At 66.5% G+C, this 16,926-nt stretch carries 12 protein-coding genes and 1 tRNA gene; 5 read left to right on the top strand and 8 right to left on the bottom strand.

All coding sequences use genetic code 11. From position 1 onward, the window contains the following. Positions 1–17 precede the first annotated feature (17 nt). From M2335_RS13160 to M2335_RS13145, 4 genes are all read right to left on the bottom strand, one after another. Complete coding sequence (locus M2335_RS13160) at positions 18–2,852, bottom strand: valine--tRNA ligase (RefSeq protein ID WP_264594972.1); 2,835 nt, start codon at positions 2,850–2,852, stop codon at positions 18–20. Between the two features lie 291 nt (positions 2,853–3,143). Then, on the bottom strand, positions 3,144–3,725 hold the full coding sequence (locus tag M2335_RS13155) for a DUF2497 domain-containing protein (RefSeq protein WP_264594971.1): 582 nt from the start codon (positions 3,723–3,725) through the stop codon (positions 3,144–3,146). Positions 3,726–3,748: 23 nt separating this feature from the next. Next, positions 3,749–5,197, bottom strand: coding sequence for a TolC family outer membrane protein (locus tag M2335_RS13150; RefSeq protein WP_264594970.1), 1,449 nt, complete (start codon positions 5,195–5,197; stop codon positions 3,749–3,751). 20 nt (positions 5,198–5,217) lie between these two features. Continuing rightward, positions 5,218–5,871, bottom strand: a complete 654-nt coding sequence (locus tag M2335_RS13145) for a protein-L-isoaspartate O-methyltransferase family protein (protein WP_264594969.1) — start codon at positions 5,869–5,871, stop codon at positions 5,218–5,220. Positions 5,872–6,071: 200 nt separating this feature from the next. Here M2335_RS13145 and M2335_RS13140 point away from each other — a divergent pair. Continuing rightward, a tRNA-Cys gene (locus M2335_RS13140) sits at positions 6,072–6,145 on the top strand. Between the two features lie 49 nt (positions 6,146–6,194). Here M2335_RS13140 and M2335_RS13135 read toward each other — a convergent pair. Genes M2335_RS13135 through M2335_RS13125 form a run of 3 tightly spaced genes read right to left on the bottom strand, consistent with a single transcriptional unit; the run spans position 6,195 to position 11,660 of the window. Further along, complete coding sequence (locus M2335_RS13135; protein ID WP_264594968.1) at positions 6,195–9,434, bottom strand: error-prone DNA polymerase; 3,240 nt, start codon at positions 9,432–9,434, stop codon at positions 6,195–6,197. After that, a complete protein-coding gene (locus M2335_RS13130) occupies positions 9,431–11,005 on the bottom strand; it encodes a Y-family DNA polymerase (protein WP_264594967.1) in 1,575 nt (524 codons plus the stop codon). Before M2335_RS13130 ends, M2335_RS13135 begins: the two co-directional genes overlap by 4 nt. Continuing rightward, on the bottom strand, positions 10,887–11,660 hold the full coding sequence (locus M2335_RS13125; RefSeq protein WP_264594966.1) for an ImuA family protein: 774 nt from the start codon (positions 11,658–11,660) through the stop codon (positions 10,887–10,889). The genes M2335_RS13130 and M2335_RS13125 overlap by 119 nt, the downstream gene beginning before the upstream one ends. Positions 11,661–11,912: 252 nt before the next feature. On the opposite strand from M2335_RS13125, the gene M2335_RS13120 reads away from it, so the two are divergent. The 3 genes from M2335_RS13120 to M2335_RS13110 are packed head-to-tail and all read left to right on the top strand — an operon-like array spanning position 11,913 to position 14,356. Beyond that, the gene (locus M2335_RS13120; RefSeq protein WP_264594965.1) at positions 11,913–12,401 is read left to right on the top strand and encodes a nuclear transport factor 2 family protein; all 489 of its coding nucleotides are present in this window, start codon (positions 11,913–11,915) and stop codon (positions 12,399–12,401) included. 26 nt (positions 12,402–12,427) lie between these two features. Beyond that, entirely contained in the window at positions 12,428–13,393 is a 966-nt protein-coding gene (locus M2335_RS13115; protein ID WP_264594964.1) for a hypothetical protein, read from the top strand. Between the two features lie 3 nt (positions 13,394–13,396). After that, on the top strand, positions 13,397–14,356 hold the full coding sequence (locus M2335_RS13110; protein WP_264594963.1) for a hypothetical protein: 960 nt from the start codon (positions 13,397–13,399) through the stop codon (positions 14,354–14,356). Between the two features lie 48 nt (positions 14,357–14,404). Here M2335_RS13110 and M2335_RS13105 read toward each other — a convergent pair whose 3' ends face one another. Further along, positions 14,405–15,865 carry a sulfatase gene (locus tag M2335_RS13105; RefSeq protein ID WP_264594962.1) on the bottom strand — a complete coding sequence of 487 codons (1,461 nt, stop codon included), beginning with the start codon at positions 15,863–15,865 and terminating at the stop codon, positions 14,405–14,407. Between the two features lie 100 nt (positions 15,866–15,965). On the opposite strand from M2335_RS13105, the gene M2335_RS13100 reads away from it, so the two are divergent. Then, on the top strand, positions 15,966–16,910 hold the full coding sequence (locus M2335_RS13100; protein ID WP_264594961.1) for a LysR family transcriptional regulator: 945 nt from the start codon (positions 15,966–15,968) through the stop codon (positions 16,908–16,910). Positions 16,911–16,926: the final 16 nt, after the last annotated feature.

Genomic DNA, 16,926 nt, shown 5'->3' with positions numbered 1-16,926 from the left:
GCTTTGTGCCCACGTCCTTATCCAAGACGCGTCAGAGCAGCCTCCAGACGCTGGAATTCCGCGACTTTCTCGGCATGGTCGGCACGCGCCTTCTCGACCGCTTCGGGCTTGGCCTTCTCGACAAATGCCGGGTTGGCGAGGCGCCCCTCGAGCGACTTGGCCTCCTTCTGCGCGGCATGAAGGGACTTTGTCAACCGAGCGCGTTCGGCCTCGATGTCGATGACGCCTTCGAGCGGGAGGACGACGGTCGCTTCGTCCACGACCACCTGTGCCGCGCCGCCGCTCGCCTCGTCATCGAACTGCCAGGTCTCGATGCGCGCGAGGCGAGAGAGGGCGGGGGTGAGCCGCTCGACACGGCCGCGCGTCTGCGGATTGGCCTCGTTCACGATGGCCGTGAGCTTGGCGCCCGGCGGCACGCCCAGTTCGGCGCGGGCGGTGCGGATTTCGCTCACCATGCGGATCAGCCAGTCGATCTCCGCGCTGGCCTGCGCATCCACCTGCGCGGCAGGTGCCGGCCATTGCGCCACGATCAGGTCATAGGGCCGCGTGCCCTGCGCATGCCACAGCTCCTCGGTGATGAACGGCATGAACGGGTGGAGCATGACGAGGATCTGGTCGATCACCCAGCCGGCGACGGCCTTGGTTTCCGCGTCGATATTGCCTTTGATCAGCTCCAGATACCAATCGCAGAACTGATCCCACACGAAATGGTATATGGCATTGGCGGCGGCATCGAAGCGCAGATCGGCCAGCGCCTTGTCCAGCTCGGCGACGGTGCTGACGACTTCGCCGATGATCCACTTGTTCACCGCCAGCGTGGCGGCGGGCGCGGCAACGCTCTCGCTCGCGCCGATGCCGTTGGATTGGGCGAAGCGCACGGCGTTCCACAGCTTGGTGGCGAAGTTGCGATAGCCCTCGACGCGCTTCTCATCCATCTTCACGTCGCGGCCCTGGCTCTCCATGGCCGCCATGAAGAAGCGCAGCGCATCGGCGCCATATTGGTCGATGAGCCCGAGCGGATCGACGACATTGCCCTTGGACTTGGACATTTTCTGCCCATCCGCCGCGCGCACCAGACCATGGAGGTACAGCCGCTTCCACGGCACCTCCTTCATGAAATGAATGCCCTGCATCGCCATGCGCGCATCCCAGAAGAAAAGGATGTCGAAGCCGGAGATGAGGAGATCGTTAGGGTAGTGTTTGGCGAGAAGGGACGAAGCCCTCTCCCCTTGAGGGAGAGGGTTGGGAGAGGGGTCGGCGGCGTTAGCCGCCGCGTTCGCGGCGGACCCCTCTCCCTCCGCGCCTGAAGGCGCTCCTCCCTCTCCCTCAAGGGGAGAGGGGGTTCCTTCCGGCCAACCCAGCGTCGCGAACGGCCACAGCGCGGAGGAGAACCACGTGTCGAGCACGTCCTCATCGCGGGTAAGCTTGCGATTGCCCGCCTTGGTCTGCGCCTCTTCCTCGGTCTCGGCGACGAAGACATTGCCATCCTCGTCAAACCAAGCCGGAATCCGGTGCCCCCACCACAACTGCCGGCTCACACACCAGGGCTGGATGTTCTCCATCCAGTTAAAGTACGTCTTCTCCCAGCTCTTCGGCACGATCTCGATCGCGCCCGAGCGCACCGCCTCGATGGCGGGCTTGGCCAGCGTCGCGGCATCGACATACCATTGGTCGGTCAGCCAGGGCTCGATGACCACGCCGGAGCGGTCGCCATAGGGCGTCTGGATCGTGCGGGGTTCGGCGTCGTGTTCGGTCTCGTTGCCCTCCTTGTCGCGGGTGACGTGGGGGATGAGGAGCCCCAGCGCCTTCAGCTGCTCCACCACCAGCTTGCGCGCCTCGAAGCGCTCCAGCCCGATGAAGTCGACGGGGACGAGGCCATCGGCCGTCTGGACGACATTCGCGTGCGCATCGAGCATGTTGAGCATCTGCGCGGGCGCGATGCCGGCGCGCTTGCCGACCTCGAAGTCGTTGAAATCATGGCCGGGCGTGATCTTCACCGCGCCCGAGCCCAGTTCCGGATCGGCATGCTCGTCGGCGACGATAGGGACGCGCCGACCGGTGATCGGCAGGATGACATGCTTGCCGATGACGGACTGGTAGCGCGCATCATCCGGGTTCACCGCCACGGCCATATCCGCCAGCATCGTCTCGGGGCGGGTGGTCGCCACCTCGATATAGTCCTGGCCCTCAACGCCGGGCCCATCGAGGCGCACGCCATCGGCAAGCGGATATTTGAAGTGCCAGAATCCGCCCTTCACCTCGCGCGTCTCGACCTCAAGGTCGCTGATCGCGGTCTTGAGGCCCGGGTCCCAGTTCACCAGCCTTTTGTCGCGATAGAGCAAGCCCTGATTGTAGAGATCGACGAACACCTTCACCACGGCGCGAGTGAAATGCGGGTCCATGGTGAATTGCTCGCGGCTCCAGTCCATCGAGCAGCCCAGGCGCCGGAGCTGGCCGGTGATCGTCCCGCCGCTCTCATGCTTCCATTCCCACACCTTCTCGATGAAGCCATCGCGGGTGTAATCGGTGCGCTTCTCGCCCTTCGCGTTCATCTGCCGCTCGACGACCATCTGCGTGGCGATGCCGGCATGGTCGGTGCCGACCACCCACAGCGCATCCTTGCCGCGCAGCCGCTCGTATCGGATCACGATGTCCTGCAGCGTGTTGTCGAGCGCGTGGCCGATGTGCAGGCTGCCGGTGACGTTCGGCGGCGGATTGACGATGGTGAAGGGCTGCGCATCAGGGCGAGCCGGGCGGAACTGGCCGGTCTGCTCCCAATGCGGATACCATTTCGCCTCGATCGCGGCCGGATCGAAGGTCTTTGCAAGCTCGGTGATGGGCGTGTTCGTCATGGCTGGGGCCTTAATCAGTCTTGCCGCGCCGCGCCAGTGGGTGCGCGGGGGGAGAGGAGGGCGGCGTTGCGCCACCTCGCATACGTTGTTCTCCCGCGAAAGCGGGAGTCCAGGGCGGGGAAGGGCGGTCTGATGCGCCCTGGGCTCCTGCCTTCGCAGGAGCACTGGTCGTTCCATCCGAAAGGGAATGCATTCGTCCGGTGACGCTCAGATGCTTATCTCATGTTGCGAGCCGGAACTGTCGCGCTCAAATCTGCCGAACCGCTGCGATGGAGGGCCGCGGCCCGGCCATCATACTCGGCCGGTGATCCGGTCGATCTCGCGCTTCACCATGGTCTCGACCATGCTGGGCAGGTTCTCGTCCAGCCATTCCTTGAGCATGGGGCGCAGCATCTCGCGCACCAGGCCTTCGACCGTGTTGGGCTGGCTGTCTTCCGGGCTGATGAGCAGCCGCGAGAGGTTGACGAGCGAATCGCGGGCGGCGCGGGCCTTCTCGTCCGAGACGAGCGTGGAAGCCAGCGCGGAAACAGCGGGGGCACCATCGGCGGACGCCACAGCGGCGCGCGGCTTGGCGGCGGCTTTGCTTTTAGACTCGGCGCTCTTTGGCTCGGCTTTCTGCTCCAAAGCGGCCGGGGCGGGCTTGGCGGGGGCGCTCATCATCGGCTCCTCATGCGAGTCGTCGCTCTCGGCCCCGTCGGCATTGTCGCCGGGCAGCGCGTCCGTCAGCTCCAGAATCTGGTCATCCAGGCTGGCGCTCACGTTCGCCATGGCGGCCCGGCGCGGCACGCGCGGCGTCGCGGAAAGGCCGTCCTCCTCGGCGATGATCCGCTTGATGGAAGAGAGAATTTCCTCCATCGACGGCTCGTTCTGCATCGCCCCCATCATGGTTCCTGCGCTCAGTTGGTGTCTGAAGCGTTTACTGTCGCGTTTTGGGCGGCAGAGTCAACCGTGCGGGACGAAATGGGCGCCGGCTTGGCGTCATCGTCCCAGTCGAACCACTTGCCCTTCACGCGCTGGAAGTTGTCGGCCGAGTTGATGACCTGCTCGGGCGCGATGCCGAAGTCCGTCGGGTTGATCCGGCCCATCGCGGCCAGCAGCGAGAAGGCCGCGACATAGGCATTGCGCTCTGCCGTCACGAGCTGGACGCTCGCGATGAAGCTTTCCTGCTCCGCATTCAGGATATCGAGGATGGTGCGGGTGCCCACGCTGTTCTCGGCGCGCACGCCGCGCAGCGAGAGGCCGCTCGCATCCACCGCCACGCGGTTGGAGGCGATCACTTCATTGCTCGCCTGCCAGCTCGAATAGAGCGAGCGGGTCTGCGCGATCACGCTGCGCTCGACGGCGGTCTCGGTTTCCATCGCCTGCTGCTGATAGGCCTGGCTCTGGCGGACCTGCGCGCCGGGCCGGCCGCCCTGATAGAGCGGCATGGAAAGGCGCGCGCCGACGATCACCTGGCCGCTGTCTTGCGCCTCGTTGGCGCCGCCGCGGGAGGCGAGATCGGTATAATGCTGGCCGCTGGCGAAGGCAGAGACCGTCGGCAGCCGCTGGCCCTTGGCGACGCGCACGTCATAGGCCGCGGCTTCGCGGATGTTGCGGGCCGCCAGCAGATCGGGATTCTGGGCCATGGCGACATCGACGGCTTCGTCGGGCGTCGCGGGCAGGCCGGGCAATTGCGGCGGGGTCTGCAGGTCGACCGGCTCGTGGCCGACCAGCTGGATATAGCGCTCGCGCGCCTCGATCAGCGAGGCTTCGGCCGTCTGCATGTCCGCGCGGGCCAGCGAAAGGCGCGACTCGGACTGGGCGACGTCCGTGCGGGTGAGATCGCCGACCTGGAAGCGATTGTTGGTCGCCCGCAGATTGACCTCGAGCACCTGCACATTGTTGCGGCTGAGGCCTACGACGGACTCCGCGCGGATCACGTCCATATAGGCCGCCACCACCTGCGAGAAGATGGAGAGCTCCGTGGCGCGCAGATCATATTGCCCGGCCTCGATCCGCTCGCGGGCGCCAGCCAGCGCATTGCGCACCCGGCCGCCGGAATAGACCGGCACGCTCACGCTCAGCAGCGTCGTGAGCGAGCGGGAGGGCGCCAGCGGATTGAGCGGGCGCTCATGGGCGAACTCGTTATAGGTGGAGGAGACGCCCACGTCCGGCAGGCCATTGGCCTTCTGGATGTTGAAATTCTCGTCCGTCGCCCGCTGGCCCGCCCGCGCCGCGGTCAGCGTCGGATTGTCGCGATAGGCCGCGGCCAGCGCTTCCTGCAGCGTCTCGGCCTGGGCGGGGAGGGTGCTGGTGCTCAGCAGAGCGGCGAGCATCGCGAGGGGCTTGGTCCGGCGGATGAGCATAAGCGGTCGAGGCTTCCGGGTCAGAATGTGAAGGTCTTGGGCCGGGCGAAACCGGGCAGGGGCACGGCCTCCCAGTCCACGAAGGCGCGTGCGCCAAAGCCGCCGGTGGTGCGCGTGCCAATGCACAGGCGCGTCACGCCGCGCTCCAGCCGGGCGAACACCGCGCGGCCACCGATGCGCAATTGCGCAATGAGCGCCTCGTCCAGCTCCTCGATGGCACCATCGACGAACAGCAGATCATAAGGCGCGCCTTGCGCGAAGCCGGCGGACAGCGGTCCCTGCTGCAGCGTGACGCCGGCGTGACCGGCCAGCGCGGCCTTGGCGTGGGCGAACAGCGCGTCATCGTCCTCGATCGCCACCACAATGCAGCCAAGCCGCGCCAGCAGCGCCGCCGCATAGCCGGTCGCCGCGCCGACCAGCAGCACCTTCTCGCCCGCGCGCGGGGCGGCTTCGACCAGCAGGCGCGCGGTGGCGAGCGGCGGGTTGAGCGCACGGCCATTGGCCAGCGGCACGGCCCGATCGATATAGGCTGCGCTGCGCCGCTCCTGCGGCACATAAAGTTCGCGCGGTTCGGCGAGGATCGCTTCGAGGATCACAGGATCGTTGACGTCGCTGGTGCGCAACTGGCTTTCCACCATCGCACGGCGCATCGCCTTGAAAGTCTGCTCGGTCATAAGCTCCCTGATGACATGGCTGTATTGTATGAGCAATACAGTAATTGGCTTTGCCAGCCTCTCTAGCTTTTTTGCACCGCACAGTGAAAAGTTTTTTAATGCCCCTACGCAGTCTGCGCACCTGTCCCGTCCGTCATGGCGCAAAGCAAGTTGCGTTGCCGAATGAATTGAGCTAGCCGCGCTCCCTCGACCACCCCCGAGGCCCGATGGCGGAGTGGTGACGCAGCGGACTGCAAATCCGTATACGCCGGTTCGATTCCGGCTCGGGCCTCCAGGACTTCACACACACACACACACACACACACACATGCCCTAGACGGGCCTCAGTGGAAGTCGCGTGATTTCGGCAGAATCCTGACATTGCGGGGATGGTCATTGAGGCGGGGGCGCTGCGGGTTGCGGACTTCGTCGCCGCGCGCGGTTTGCGGAGCCATGGGGGGATGATCGGCGAGGTCATCGAGCATGGCCGTGCGATCGATCACCCGCCGGACCATCAGGTGGACTACGCCTTCCTTGCTCTTCTGGATTTCGCCCTCGATCAGCATCAGGCGCGCGGCCATCACGGCGCGGCGCTGCTTGTCGAGATCGCGTGCCCAGAGCAGCGCGTTGACGATCCCCGTTTCGTCCTCGATCGTGATGAACACGGCATTGCCCTTGCCGGGCCGCTGCCGGGTCAGGACCACGCCGGCGACGCGCGCCCTGCGGCCATCGGGCAGCGCATTGGCGGCCGCGCAGGATCGCACGCCTTCGCGGGTGAGCGCAGCGCGCAGAAACTGCATCGGATGCCCCTTCAGCGAGAGCCGCGCGGTCTGGTAATCGGCCACCACTTCCTCGGAGAGCGGCATGGCGGGCAGGCGCGGATCGGCTTCGCGGCCCAGTTCCGGCGCATCGGCAAAGGCGAACAGCGGCAGCTGGGTTGGCGGCGTGCGGCGCACCTCCCACAAGGCATCGCGGCGTGACTCCGCCAGCGCGCCAAAAGCATCGGCATCGGCCAGCTTGCGCAAGGCCGGGGGAGGCAGGCTGGCCCGCCGGGCGAGATCTTCGATAGAAACGAACGCGCCGGCCTGCCGGGCCTGTGCGATCGTCTCGGCCCATCCCTGCCGGAAGCCGTCGATCCGTGAAAATCCCAGCCGCAGCGCCAGCACACTGCCAGCGGGCCCTTCCAGCGTACTATCCCACTCGCTGGCATTCACGTCGACCGCACGGACCTCAACGCCATGCTCCTGCGCATCGCGCACCAGCTGCGCGGGCGCGTAGAAGCCCATTGGCTGGCTGTTGAGCAGGGCGCAGGTGAACGCGGCGGGGTGGCGGCATTTCAGCCATGATGAGACATAAGCGAGCCATCCAAAGGCCTGCGCATGGCTTTCGGGAAAGCCATATTCGCCAAAACCCTCGATCTGTTGATAGCAGCGTTCGGCAAAGTCCCGCTCATAGCCCCGCGCCACCATGCCTTCGACCAGCAGGCTCTGGTAATTATGCACCGTTCCGTGATGGCGGAACGTCGCCATGGCCCGCCGCAACCCATCGGCCTGGGGCGGCGTGAACTTGGCCGCGACGATGGCCAGCTTCATCGCCTGTTCCTGGAACAGCGGCACGCCCAATGTCTTGCCCAATACCTCGCGCAGCTCGTTGGGATCGTTCGGCGGGGCAGGGCTGGGGAAGGCCACGGCCTCCTCCTTGTTGCGGCGGCGCAAATAGGGATGGACCATGCCGCCCTGAATCGGTCCGGGGCGGACGATCGCCACCTGAATGACCAGATCGTACAGCTCCTTGGGCCTCATCCTTGGCAGCATGGCGATCTGCGCGCGACTTTCGACCTGAAAGGTGCCGATGCTGTCACCGCGCTGAAGCATCGCGTAGGTCGCCTTGTCCTCGCGCGGCACCGTGGCCAGGGTCAGGTCGGCGAGGCCATGCGTGCGCAGCAGGTCGAAGCTCTTGCGGATGCAGGTCAGCATCCCGAGCGCCAGCACATCCACCTTCATCAGGCCCAGCGCGTCGATATCGTCCTTGTCCCATTCGATGAAGGTGCGATCGGGCATGGCGCCATTGTGAATGGGTACCAGTTCGTCGAGCCGGCTCTCGGTCAGCACGAATCCGCCGACATGCTGCGAGAGATGGCGGGGATATTCGAGCAGGCGCTCAACCAGCGTGCGCAGGCGGCCGACTTCGGGATTGTCAGGATCAAATCCGGCCTCCTCGATCCGCGGGGAGGGCACCCGGCTGCCGCCGGGGGAGCCCCAGATGGTCGAGGCGATCCGCGCGGTCACGTCCTCGGTCAGGCCCAGCGCCTTGCCCACTTCGCGGATCGCGCTGCGTGGGCGATAGTGGATCACCGTGGCCGCAATGCCCGCCCGCTCGCGACCATAGCGGGCATAGATATACTGCATGATTTCCTCGCGGCGCTCATGCTCGAAATCCACGTCGATATCGGGCGGTTCATGGCGCTCTTCCGAGAGGAAGCGCGAGAACAGCAGCTTCTCCCGCACCGGATCGATCGGGGTGATGCCGAGGAAATAGCAGACCAGCGAATTGGCCGCGCTGCCCCGGCCCTGGCACAGGATCGGCTGCTCGAGGCTGCGGGCATGGCGCACAATATCGTGCACGGTGAGGAAGTAATAAGCGTAGTTCCGCTTGCGGATCAGCGCATATTCCTCATCCAGCACCGCTTGGTATTTTTCGGGCAGACCATCGGGGAAATATTCGCGGCCACCCTCCTGCACCAGATGTTCCAGCCAGGCTTGCGGCTGCCAGCCTTCGGGCACCGGTTCGTGCGGATATTCATAGCGCAGGTCATCGAGCGTGAAGGCGATGCGCGAAAGGATGTTGGTGCTGGCCGTCACCGCTTCGGGGCACGTGCGGAACAGGCGGGCCATTTCGGCAGGCGGCTTGAGATGCCGTTCGGCATTGGCCAGCAGGCGGTGGCCCGCCGCAGCGATGGTCGTGCCTTCGCGAATGCAGGTCAGGATATCGTGCAGCGGTCGCGCATCGGGATGATCGTAGAGCGCATCGCACGTGGCGAGCAGAGGCACGCCGCAAGCCGCGCCGAGAGCCTGCGTCTGCGCCAGCCGCCGCGCATCCGCGCCGCTGCGCTGCATTGTGACGGCCAGCCACACCGCGCCGGGACGCGCCTCCGTCAGCCGCTCCAGCAGGTTCCGGTCGCGTCCGGTGGCGATCAGCAGCAGGTCGTCGGCATGATCGAGCAGATCCGGCAGATTGAGCGTGCAATCACCCTTTTCCGCGCGGCGGTTACCCAGCGTCAACAGCCGCGTCAGCCGACCCCAGCCATGGCGGGTGGCGGGATAGGCGATGATATCCGGCGTCCCGTCCGCAAAGACCAGCCGCGCACCGACGGCGAGGCGAAAACCGGTGGCAGGCCCGCCGACCTCCCGCCAGGCCACATGCGCGCGCACCACGCCGGCCACCGTGTTGCGATCCGCAATGCCCAGCCCGGCCATGCCCAGATGATGCGCCTGCGCCACCATATGTGCGGGATGCGAAGCGCCGCGCAGGAAGCTGTAATTGGTGGCCGCGACCAGCTCTGCGAAAGGGGGCGGGTCGCTCATGCGAACAGCCCGTGGAGATACCAGTTCGGATCGGGCTTTTCATCATAAAGCCCGTGGCGGAAGATCCAGTAGCGTCGCCCGCGCACGTCCTCGATTCGGTAATAGTCCCGCGTCAGCCCGGCCTTGCCAGGGGCTTCACCGCCCTTGCGCCGCCACCATTCGGAGGCGATCCGCTCGGGGCCTTCATAGAGCCGCACCTCGTGCAGCCTGCGTTTCCAGCGGAAGCGGTGCGGGGGGCCGTCCGGCACTTGCGCGATCACCTCCACCGGCTGCGGCGGATCGAACAGGAACAGCGGCCGCAAGGGCGGCTCGCCCACCGGCGGCGTGGGCCATGGAAGGGGCGCACGGGCGTGGATCGCCGGCAAGGCAAGCTGCGCCTGTTCGGGAATATGGCTGTCCTGCGGCTCAAGACGACACAGGCTGGCCGGCCCCAGCCGAGTGCTCAACCGGTCGATCAGATCGGCCAGCGCGCCGGCATCCTGCTCGCTGCCATCCAGAGCCGGCTGGCTGGTGCCGAGCGGCTCGGTGACGGGTAGGAACAAGGTGATGCGGTCATAGCCGAAACCGGGGTCGAGCGGGTCGGCCAGCGTCCCGATGCGTTCGTCGAACAGGCGCAACACCGGCGCCGGATCGCGCGTGGGCAGACCGGTCTCGATTGCCAGCCGATGGCGCGCCCCATCGCTGCGGAACAATGTCAGCACAAAGCGCCGGCCCCCCAGTCCGCGCTCATCGAGTGTCCGGGCCGCCTCGCGCAGCAGGTCGAGAAAACAGCCGGCGATGCTGGCCTGCAAGGCGACCGGCTCGGCAAAACGGCGCTCGAAATGGAGTGGCTCGGGCTGTGCGAGCGGATCGATCGGCGCCTGCTCCTCGCCCAGCAGGCGGCGCAAGGCAGTCACCGCGTCCGCCCCGAATCGCGCGGCGATGCTGGCGGCGGCCCGTGACGCCAGATCGCCGATGGTCTTCAGCCCGGCCCGGCGCAAGGCGAGCGTCGCCTCTTCGTCCAGCCCCAGCGCCAGCACGGGCAGTGCCCGCAGCGCCTCCCGCTCGCTGGTGACGGGCAGGCGGGCATGACGGGCCAGCGCCTGCGCGCCCTGCGCGGTAGAGGCTGTGGCCATGCGCACGCTCATGCCAATCGCGGCGAAGGCATCCTCGGCCTGCGCGGCCAGGCCTGCCTCGCCGCCGAACAGATGGTCGCTTCCCGCAATATCCAGCGTTATCCCATCGGGCGGGGCGAGGGTGACATGCGGTGACCAGGCGATGCAATGCCGGGCCAGCCGCTGCAGCCAGTGGCGGTCGGCCTCTTCGTCCATGTCGGCCACGATGAGGTCGGGCTGCAGCGCGCGGGCATCGGCCAGCGTCTGGTCCGGCGAGATGCCGAGCGCGCGGGCCTGCGCATCGACGGCGCACAGCCGCAATGCGCCCTTGATCTTGGCGACGAGAACCAGCGGCCCGTCAGGCTGCCCGCCGGTCCCCGCGCTGTCGATCCCCTGCTGAATCCGCAGCCTTTCTGTGGGCAGGAGCGGAAACCACAGCGCCAGATAGCGCCGCTTCACGGAACAAGCGTCGGTCACGGTCCCACTCCAGCCGCCAGGAAAGGCCGCAAGGGCCGGAACGCTGGCGCAGCAAGGTCACATCGAAGGTCGGCAGTCCGGGCGCATTGCCCGGCAGCGCGAGCGAAGGTGCGGCGGCCACCTGCCAGCGGGTCTGTGCCGCGCTGGGCACGGGCGGCGCGTCCGGGCGCAGTAGCAGCAATGTCACGCCGGATTTCTCTGCCGCCAGAGTCAGGCGGCGGCTGGCGGTCAGGTCCAGCGCGGGCATCGGCCCCCAACCTTCCACCACGACCGCGCTCAGGCCAGAGCAGCGCAAGGCATCCACGGCCGCCCGCAGCAGATCCATGCCGTCCCTGACGGTGCCGATCAGCCCCAGGCCGGGGGCGCCGCCCAGTTCGGCCCAGCCATGGCCCTGCGCCACGCCGCCTTTTCGGCTCGCCTGTCGCTCGCGGAGCCATAGCACCTTGCCCTCGGCCTCGCTCAAACCTGTCGCCAGCGAGACGACGAAACCCGCCGCTGCCGCGACATCGTCCACCTCTGCGGCATAGACTTCATGCACCCGCCCGCGCGCCAGCCCGCCGCCCAGCAGCGTATCGATCGCGGCGATGCCGAACGCCTTTCGGGAGGGGGCATCCGGCATCGCGTGATCGCACAAAAGGGCAGGGGCGAGTCTCATATGTTCCTATTATGTTCCTATTCTGAGCAGGGTCAAGGGATCGTTCCGGCAGCTTGTCCGATCGCTGCCCAAGCCACTGGAGTCGAACGATCATTGGCCCGCCCAGCCTCCGTCAGAAGGTCGCAAGGGCCGTGTGCTGGCCGGGCATTTCGCTTGACAAGGCAGCCTTGCACGACGGAATAAACTACAACGACGTATCACGATTTATCCGCTACATGCGGATGCTGCGTCATGAGGGGGAGGTTACAGGGGATGCGGTTCAGGTCAGCCGTCGGCAAAGCGCTCATGCTTGCCATGCTCGGATCGCTCGCCCAACCGGCTGTGGCGGCCGAAAATTGCCCGTCGCCCGGCATGACCAAGGCCGATTTCGAGCGCTATTTCCTCTGTTTCAATGCGCGCGATTATGCCTGCTTCACCAGCTATTACGACGCCGATGTCGTCCTCGTGAAAGGCGGGAAGTGGCCCGATCTCAAGGGGCGCGATGCCATCATCGCCTTCTATCGCGACGTCGATGCCCGTGGGCTGCAGGAGCATGTGACCCCGCACGCCATCGAGGTGCAACCGCAGGGCGCGACGGTCGATCTGGAAGCGCATTTCCAGGCCACCAGCGACTGGCCGGACTTTAGCTCACGGCCCTTGAAGGCGGGCGATGACTGGCGGTTGCGCGGCGTGCTGCTCTACGAGATTCCATGCGGCAAGATCACCCGCATCCGGCCCCGCCCGCGTCCCGTGCAGCCATGATCGCGCGTCCCATCCGGGGGCTGGCCATGATGGCCGCGCTCCTGCTCGCCGCCCGGGCGATGGCTGCCGGACCCGCTGCCCCGGCGGCCTGTGACCGCACCTGCCTCACCGAGATCATGGACCAATATCTGGCCGCGATGGTCGCCCGCGCGCCCGCCCGGGCGCCGATGGCAGGGCAATATCGCGCGACGGAGGATGCGCAGGAGGTCCGTCTCGGCGCGGGCCTGTGGCAGACGGCGACCGGCCTTGGTACCTATCGCATCGACCTCGCCGATCCGGTGAGCGGCACCGTCGGCTATATCGGCGAGGTGCTGGAGGGAGAGGGCAGGGTCACCATCGCGCTACGCCTCAAGGTAGCGGATCGCAAGATCACCGAGGTGGAGACGATTCTCGGGCGCGGGCGGGTGCCCGGCTCATCCATCGTGCCGGCGCCGCGCGCGTCGTTCGGCAATATCGTTCCGCCCGCCGAGCGGCTGACCCGCCAGCAGATGATCGAGACGGCCAATGCCAATTTCGACGCGCTGCTCGCGGCCGACGGCTCCCTTTATGCGGAGGATTGCCAGCGGATCGAGAACCGCATGGCGATGAGCGGCAATGCGGAACTCAACTATCCCATCGGCACGATCCCGGGCGTGCCCAAGCCGCATTTCGGCAGCATGGGCTGCGGCCAGCAGATCAGCCTGCACCTGTTCGACCAGCTCGACGCGGTCGAGCCGCGCCGCTTCCTCCTGCTCGATGAAGAGAAGCAGCTCGTCTTCGGCGTCTATGTCATGCGCTGGTACAAGAACGGCCGGTGCAACGAGATCCCCGGCTATGGCACCATCTGCCATGACAAGCCGCGCCAGCCGGTCTCGCTGCTCAATGCGGAAATCCTCGGCGTGCGCGGCGGCAAGATTCACGAGGTGGAGGCGATCTTCAAATTCGCGCCTTATGAGGCCGACAGCGGCTGGCAGGGCGATCTGCGCGACGCCGGGTCCGGCGGGGAGAACTGAGCGATGATCCGCTTTGCATGGCGTGCCACCGCCCTCGCGCTGCTGCTCTTCCCCGGCTTGCCGACGCTGGCACGGGAGGCCGCGCCGCCATGCGACCGCGCCTGCCTCTATGCGCATGTGGACCGCTATCTCGCCGCCGTCGAGCAAGGCACGCCTGCCGGACTCGATCTCGCACCGGACTTTCGCGCCACCGAGAATGGCGCGCCGGTGGCGCCGGGCGAGGGGCTCTGGCAGACGACGGATGGCTATAGCAGCTACCAGGCACGGGCCGCCGATGTGTCCGCCGGGCAAGTCGCGGTGCTGGGGGAAGTGAAGGAGGCCGGCAAGACTGTCGGCTATGCCACGCGCCTCAAGATCGTCGCCGGGCGGATCGCGGAAGCCGAGACGGTGATCGGCCGGTCATTCGCGCCGCAGCATCCCTCCATGCCGACGGAGGTCAGAGCAGGCCTGCGCACCATCGTGCCCAAGCGCGAGCGCCTGTCCCGCGCCGAAATGATCGCACTGGCCGACCGGAACTTCGATAATATGCTGCGCAACAAAGGCGATCATTTCGCGCCGGATTGCCAGCGGATCGAAAACCGGATGCCGATGAGCGGCAATCCGCAACTGGCCTATCCCATCACGCCCATCCCCGGCAAACCGCTGCCGCATTTCGGCAGCATGAGCTGTCAGGCGCAGGTGGAGGCGCATCTGTTCGACACGCTCGATAAGGTCGATCCGCGCCGCACTCTGGTGGTGGATGAGGAACAGCAGGTGCTGTTCGGCGTGTTTTCCCTGCGCTTCTACGGCCGGACCGAGTGCAACGACATTCCCGGCTATGGTCGCACCTGCCCCACCAAGCCGAGGGGGCCGATGTCGCTGCTCAGCGGCGAGATGCTGGGGATGCGGAGCGGCAAGGTGCGCGAGGTCGAGCTGATCTTCACGCGCCTGCCTTATGAGGCCGGGCAGGGCTGGGCACCCTGAGCGGACGGGGCCGCAGGACACCCGAGCCTGCCTACCCCGCCACGCCCGTCAGCGCGGCTTGACGCTATTCTCCATCTTGGCGCCGAAGTGATCGGCCAGATCCTTGCCGGTGAAGCCATGGGTCGATGAATCCGGGTCGAGCGGCAGCATCTGGCTGTCCCATGCGTCATAGGCCGCCTTCACCTGCGCCATTTTCTCCGGCATCCGGTCCTTCAGGTTCGCGCGCTCCATTGGATCGTCGACCACGTTGAAGAGGAAGCTGTTCTGGAGGATTTTAAGATACTTCCAGTCGCCCATGCGGCAGGCCTGCTGGTCCAGATTCTTGTAGCGCCAGCACAAGGTCCGCTCGCTCTTGCTGGAGGGGTCGGCGAGATAAGGCAGCAGATTGATGCCGTCGCTGGGATAGGCCGGGTCCGGCGCCCCGCCGGCCGCCGCGAGCAAGGTCGGCAGCCAGTCCATGGACATCATCACCTGATCGCTGGTGACCCCGGCAGGCACATAGGCCGGCCAGCGCACGATCGCGGGGATGCGAAGGCCACCTTCCAGCAACTCGGTCTTGCGACCCGTGAACGGCCAGGTGTCGGCGAAGCGCTCGCCGCCATTGTCGCTGGTGAAGATGACGATGGTATCGTCCGCGATGCCAAGGTCGTCCAGCCGCTGCAGGATGCGCCCGACCTGCATGTCCAACCGCGTCACCATCTGCGCATAGATGCGCTGCGAGCCGCCATCATAATGCATCAGCGCCGTCGGCTTGCCATCGGCATCCAGCCTGATGGCCTCGGCCTCGTCGCCCGGCCCCTCCCAGGGCCAGTGCGGCGCGTTGACGTGCAGCGAGATGAAGAAGGGCTTGTCGCCCTGGGCGGCGGTGCTGATCGTCTCCAGCGCGCGCTCGGCCAGAAGATCGGTGAGATAGCCCTTCTCGAAGACCTCGCGGTCATCGTCCCAAAGGTCGTGACGCCCGGCATATTTATGCGTGAAATAGTCCACGCCGCCGCCCCGGAATCCCCAGAAATGGTCATAGCCGCTCTTGAGCGGGCCATATTTGGGCAGCGCGCCCAGATGCCATTTGCCGATCAGCGTCGTCCCATAACCCACCGCCCGCAGCAGCGACGGGAGAGTGGGATGCTCGGGCGGCAGGCCGACAGGGCGCTGGGCGAGCGGCTCCTCCAGGCCGATGGGCAGGCGGTTCTGATAGCGGCCGGTGATGAGGCCCGTGCGCGTCGCCGAGCACACAGCGGAATTGGCATAGCCTTGCAGGAAGCGCATCCCGTCGGCCGCGAGGCTGTCGATCGCCGGGGTTTCATAGTCACGCCGGCCGTAGCAGGAGAGGTCGGCATAGCCCATGTCATCGGCCATGATGAACAATATGTTCGGCTGCTTGCGCCGATTGCCCGATGCCTGTTTAGGCCGCGCGGCCCGCGCCGTCGAACCGGCCCCCACCATGCCGGCGCCGATCACGCCCAAAGATTGGCCGAGCACGCTGCGGCGAGTCACGTCAAGGTCGGTCAACTTGGGTCTCCGTCTGATTTTCGCTCATTTGGCAGCGATTGAACGGGCGAGGCAACAGATGTACGGGCAATGGCATTTATAATGCACAGGTTATGGCTGAATGATGAGTGCCCTGCAAAGCCTGCCATTTACCCTGCGCCAGCTGGTGATCTTCGAGACGCTTGCCGAGACACGCAGCTTCGCCGGCAGCGCCGAATTGCTGGGCATTTCCCAGGCGTCGGTCAGCAGCCAGTTCAAGGCGCTGGAAGCGCAGCTCGGGGTCGCGCTGATGGCCCGCAGCGCGGGGCGGCGGCCAGAACTCACGCCCGAGGGCGAGCGCTTCCTCGCCGACTTGAGGATATTTTCCAGCGCGGCCGATCAACTGGCGGCACACCGCCTGCGCAGGCCCGGCCCGCGCGAGATCGTGCGCTTTCGCATTCTGCTGGGGCAGGGCCTCGCCGATCATTATGTGCGGCCAAGGCTGGACAGGTTTCTGGCGGCCCACCCCCACATCGTTCTGGAGTTCGACACCCGCATTCCGAGCCACGAATCGACACTCGCGGCCAGCAATGGAACCTATGACTTCGTGCTGATCCACCAGCCAGCCGATGAGCCCGTGGCGGAAGCGATGCGGTCGCTGGGGCGGGTGTCGGGCGGCATCTTCGGCAACCGCAAACTGGCCGCGGGCCGCGAGGTGCCGCTTTCACCGGAAGAGGTGGGGCGCTTGCCCTTCGCCTTGCCGTCCGGGCGGGACGATGGGGCGGAGCAGCGCCTGCGCCGCAAGCTGGCATCCTTTGGCGTGCAGCCCACCAACATCGTGGCGCGGGTGCAGTTTTTCGATGTGATCATTGCCATGGTGGCGCGCGGTCAGGCGGTCGCCAACCTCCCTGCGCCGATGATCCCGCCGGATATGCGGGGCAGGATCGTGCGGCTCTTCCCCCTGCATGACTGGCGGCTCGTCTTCCATCGGCGGGATGCCGAGGCGCAGGGGGACCGGGATGCGGTCGAGCGGCTGTTGCTGGAGAGCGTCGTCAAGAATCGCGCCTATGGCCTGATGCCGGATTGAGGCGCGGCGTCGCGGA

Origin of the sequence: Sphingobium sp. B12D2B (genome assembly GCF_025961775.1) — a bacterium.
GTDB lineage: Bacteria > Pseudomonadota > Alphaproteobacteria > Sphingomonadales > Sphingomonadaceae > Sphingobium.
Note: the sequence above shows the minus strand (reverse complement) of the source record. Positions and strands in the feature narration are given on the sequence as shown.

Coding starts and splice junctions, on each gene's coding strand:
- M2335_RS13160 (WP_264594972.1), bottom strand. CDS start 2,852: ATGACGAACACGCCCATCACCGAGCTTGCAAAGACCTTCGATCCGGCC.
- M2335_RS13155 (WP_264594971.1), bottom strand. CDS start 3,725: ATGCAGAACGAGCCGTCGATGGAGGAAATTCTCTCTTCCATCAAGCGG.
- M2335_RS13150 (WP_264594970.1), bottom strand. CDS start 5,197: ATGCTCATCCGCCGGACCAAGCCCCTCGCGATGCTCGCCGCTCTGCTG.
- M2335_RS13145 (WP_264594969.1), bottom strand. CDS start 5,871: ATGACCGAGCAGACTTTCAAGGCGATGCGCCGTGCGATGGTGGAAAGC.
- M2335_RS13135 (WP_264594968.1), bottom strand. CDS start 9,434: ATGAGCGACCCGCCCCCTTTCGCAGAGCTGGTCGCGGCCACCAATTAC.
- M2335_RS13125 (WP_264594966.1), bottom strand. CDS start 11,660: ATGAGACTCGCCCCTGCCCTTTTGTGCGATCACGCGATGCCGGATGCC.
- M2335_RS13120 (WP_264594965.1), top strand. CDS start 11,913: ATGCGGTTCAGGTCAGCCGTCGGCAAAGCGCTCATGCTTGCCATGCTC.
- M2335_RS13115 (WP_264594964.1), top strand. CDS start 12,428: ATGATGGCCGCGCTCCTGCTCGCCGCCCGGGCGATGGCTGCCGGACCC.
- M2335_RS13110 (WP_264594963.1), top strand. CDS start 13,397: ATGATCCGCTTTGCATGGCGTGCCACCGCCCTCGCGCTGCTGCTCTTC.
- M2335_RS13100 (WP_264594961.1), top strand. CDS start 15,966: ATGATGAGTGCCCTGCAAAGCCTGCCATTTACCCTGCGCCAGCTGGTG.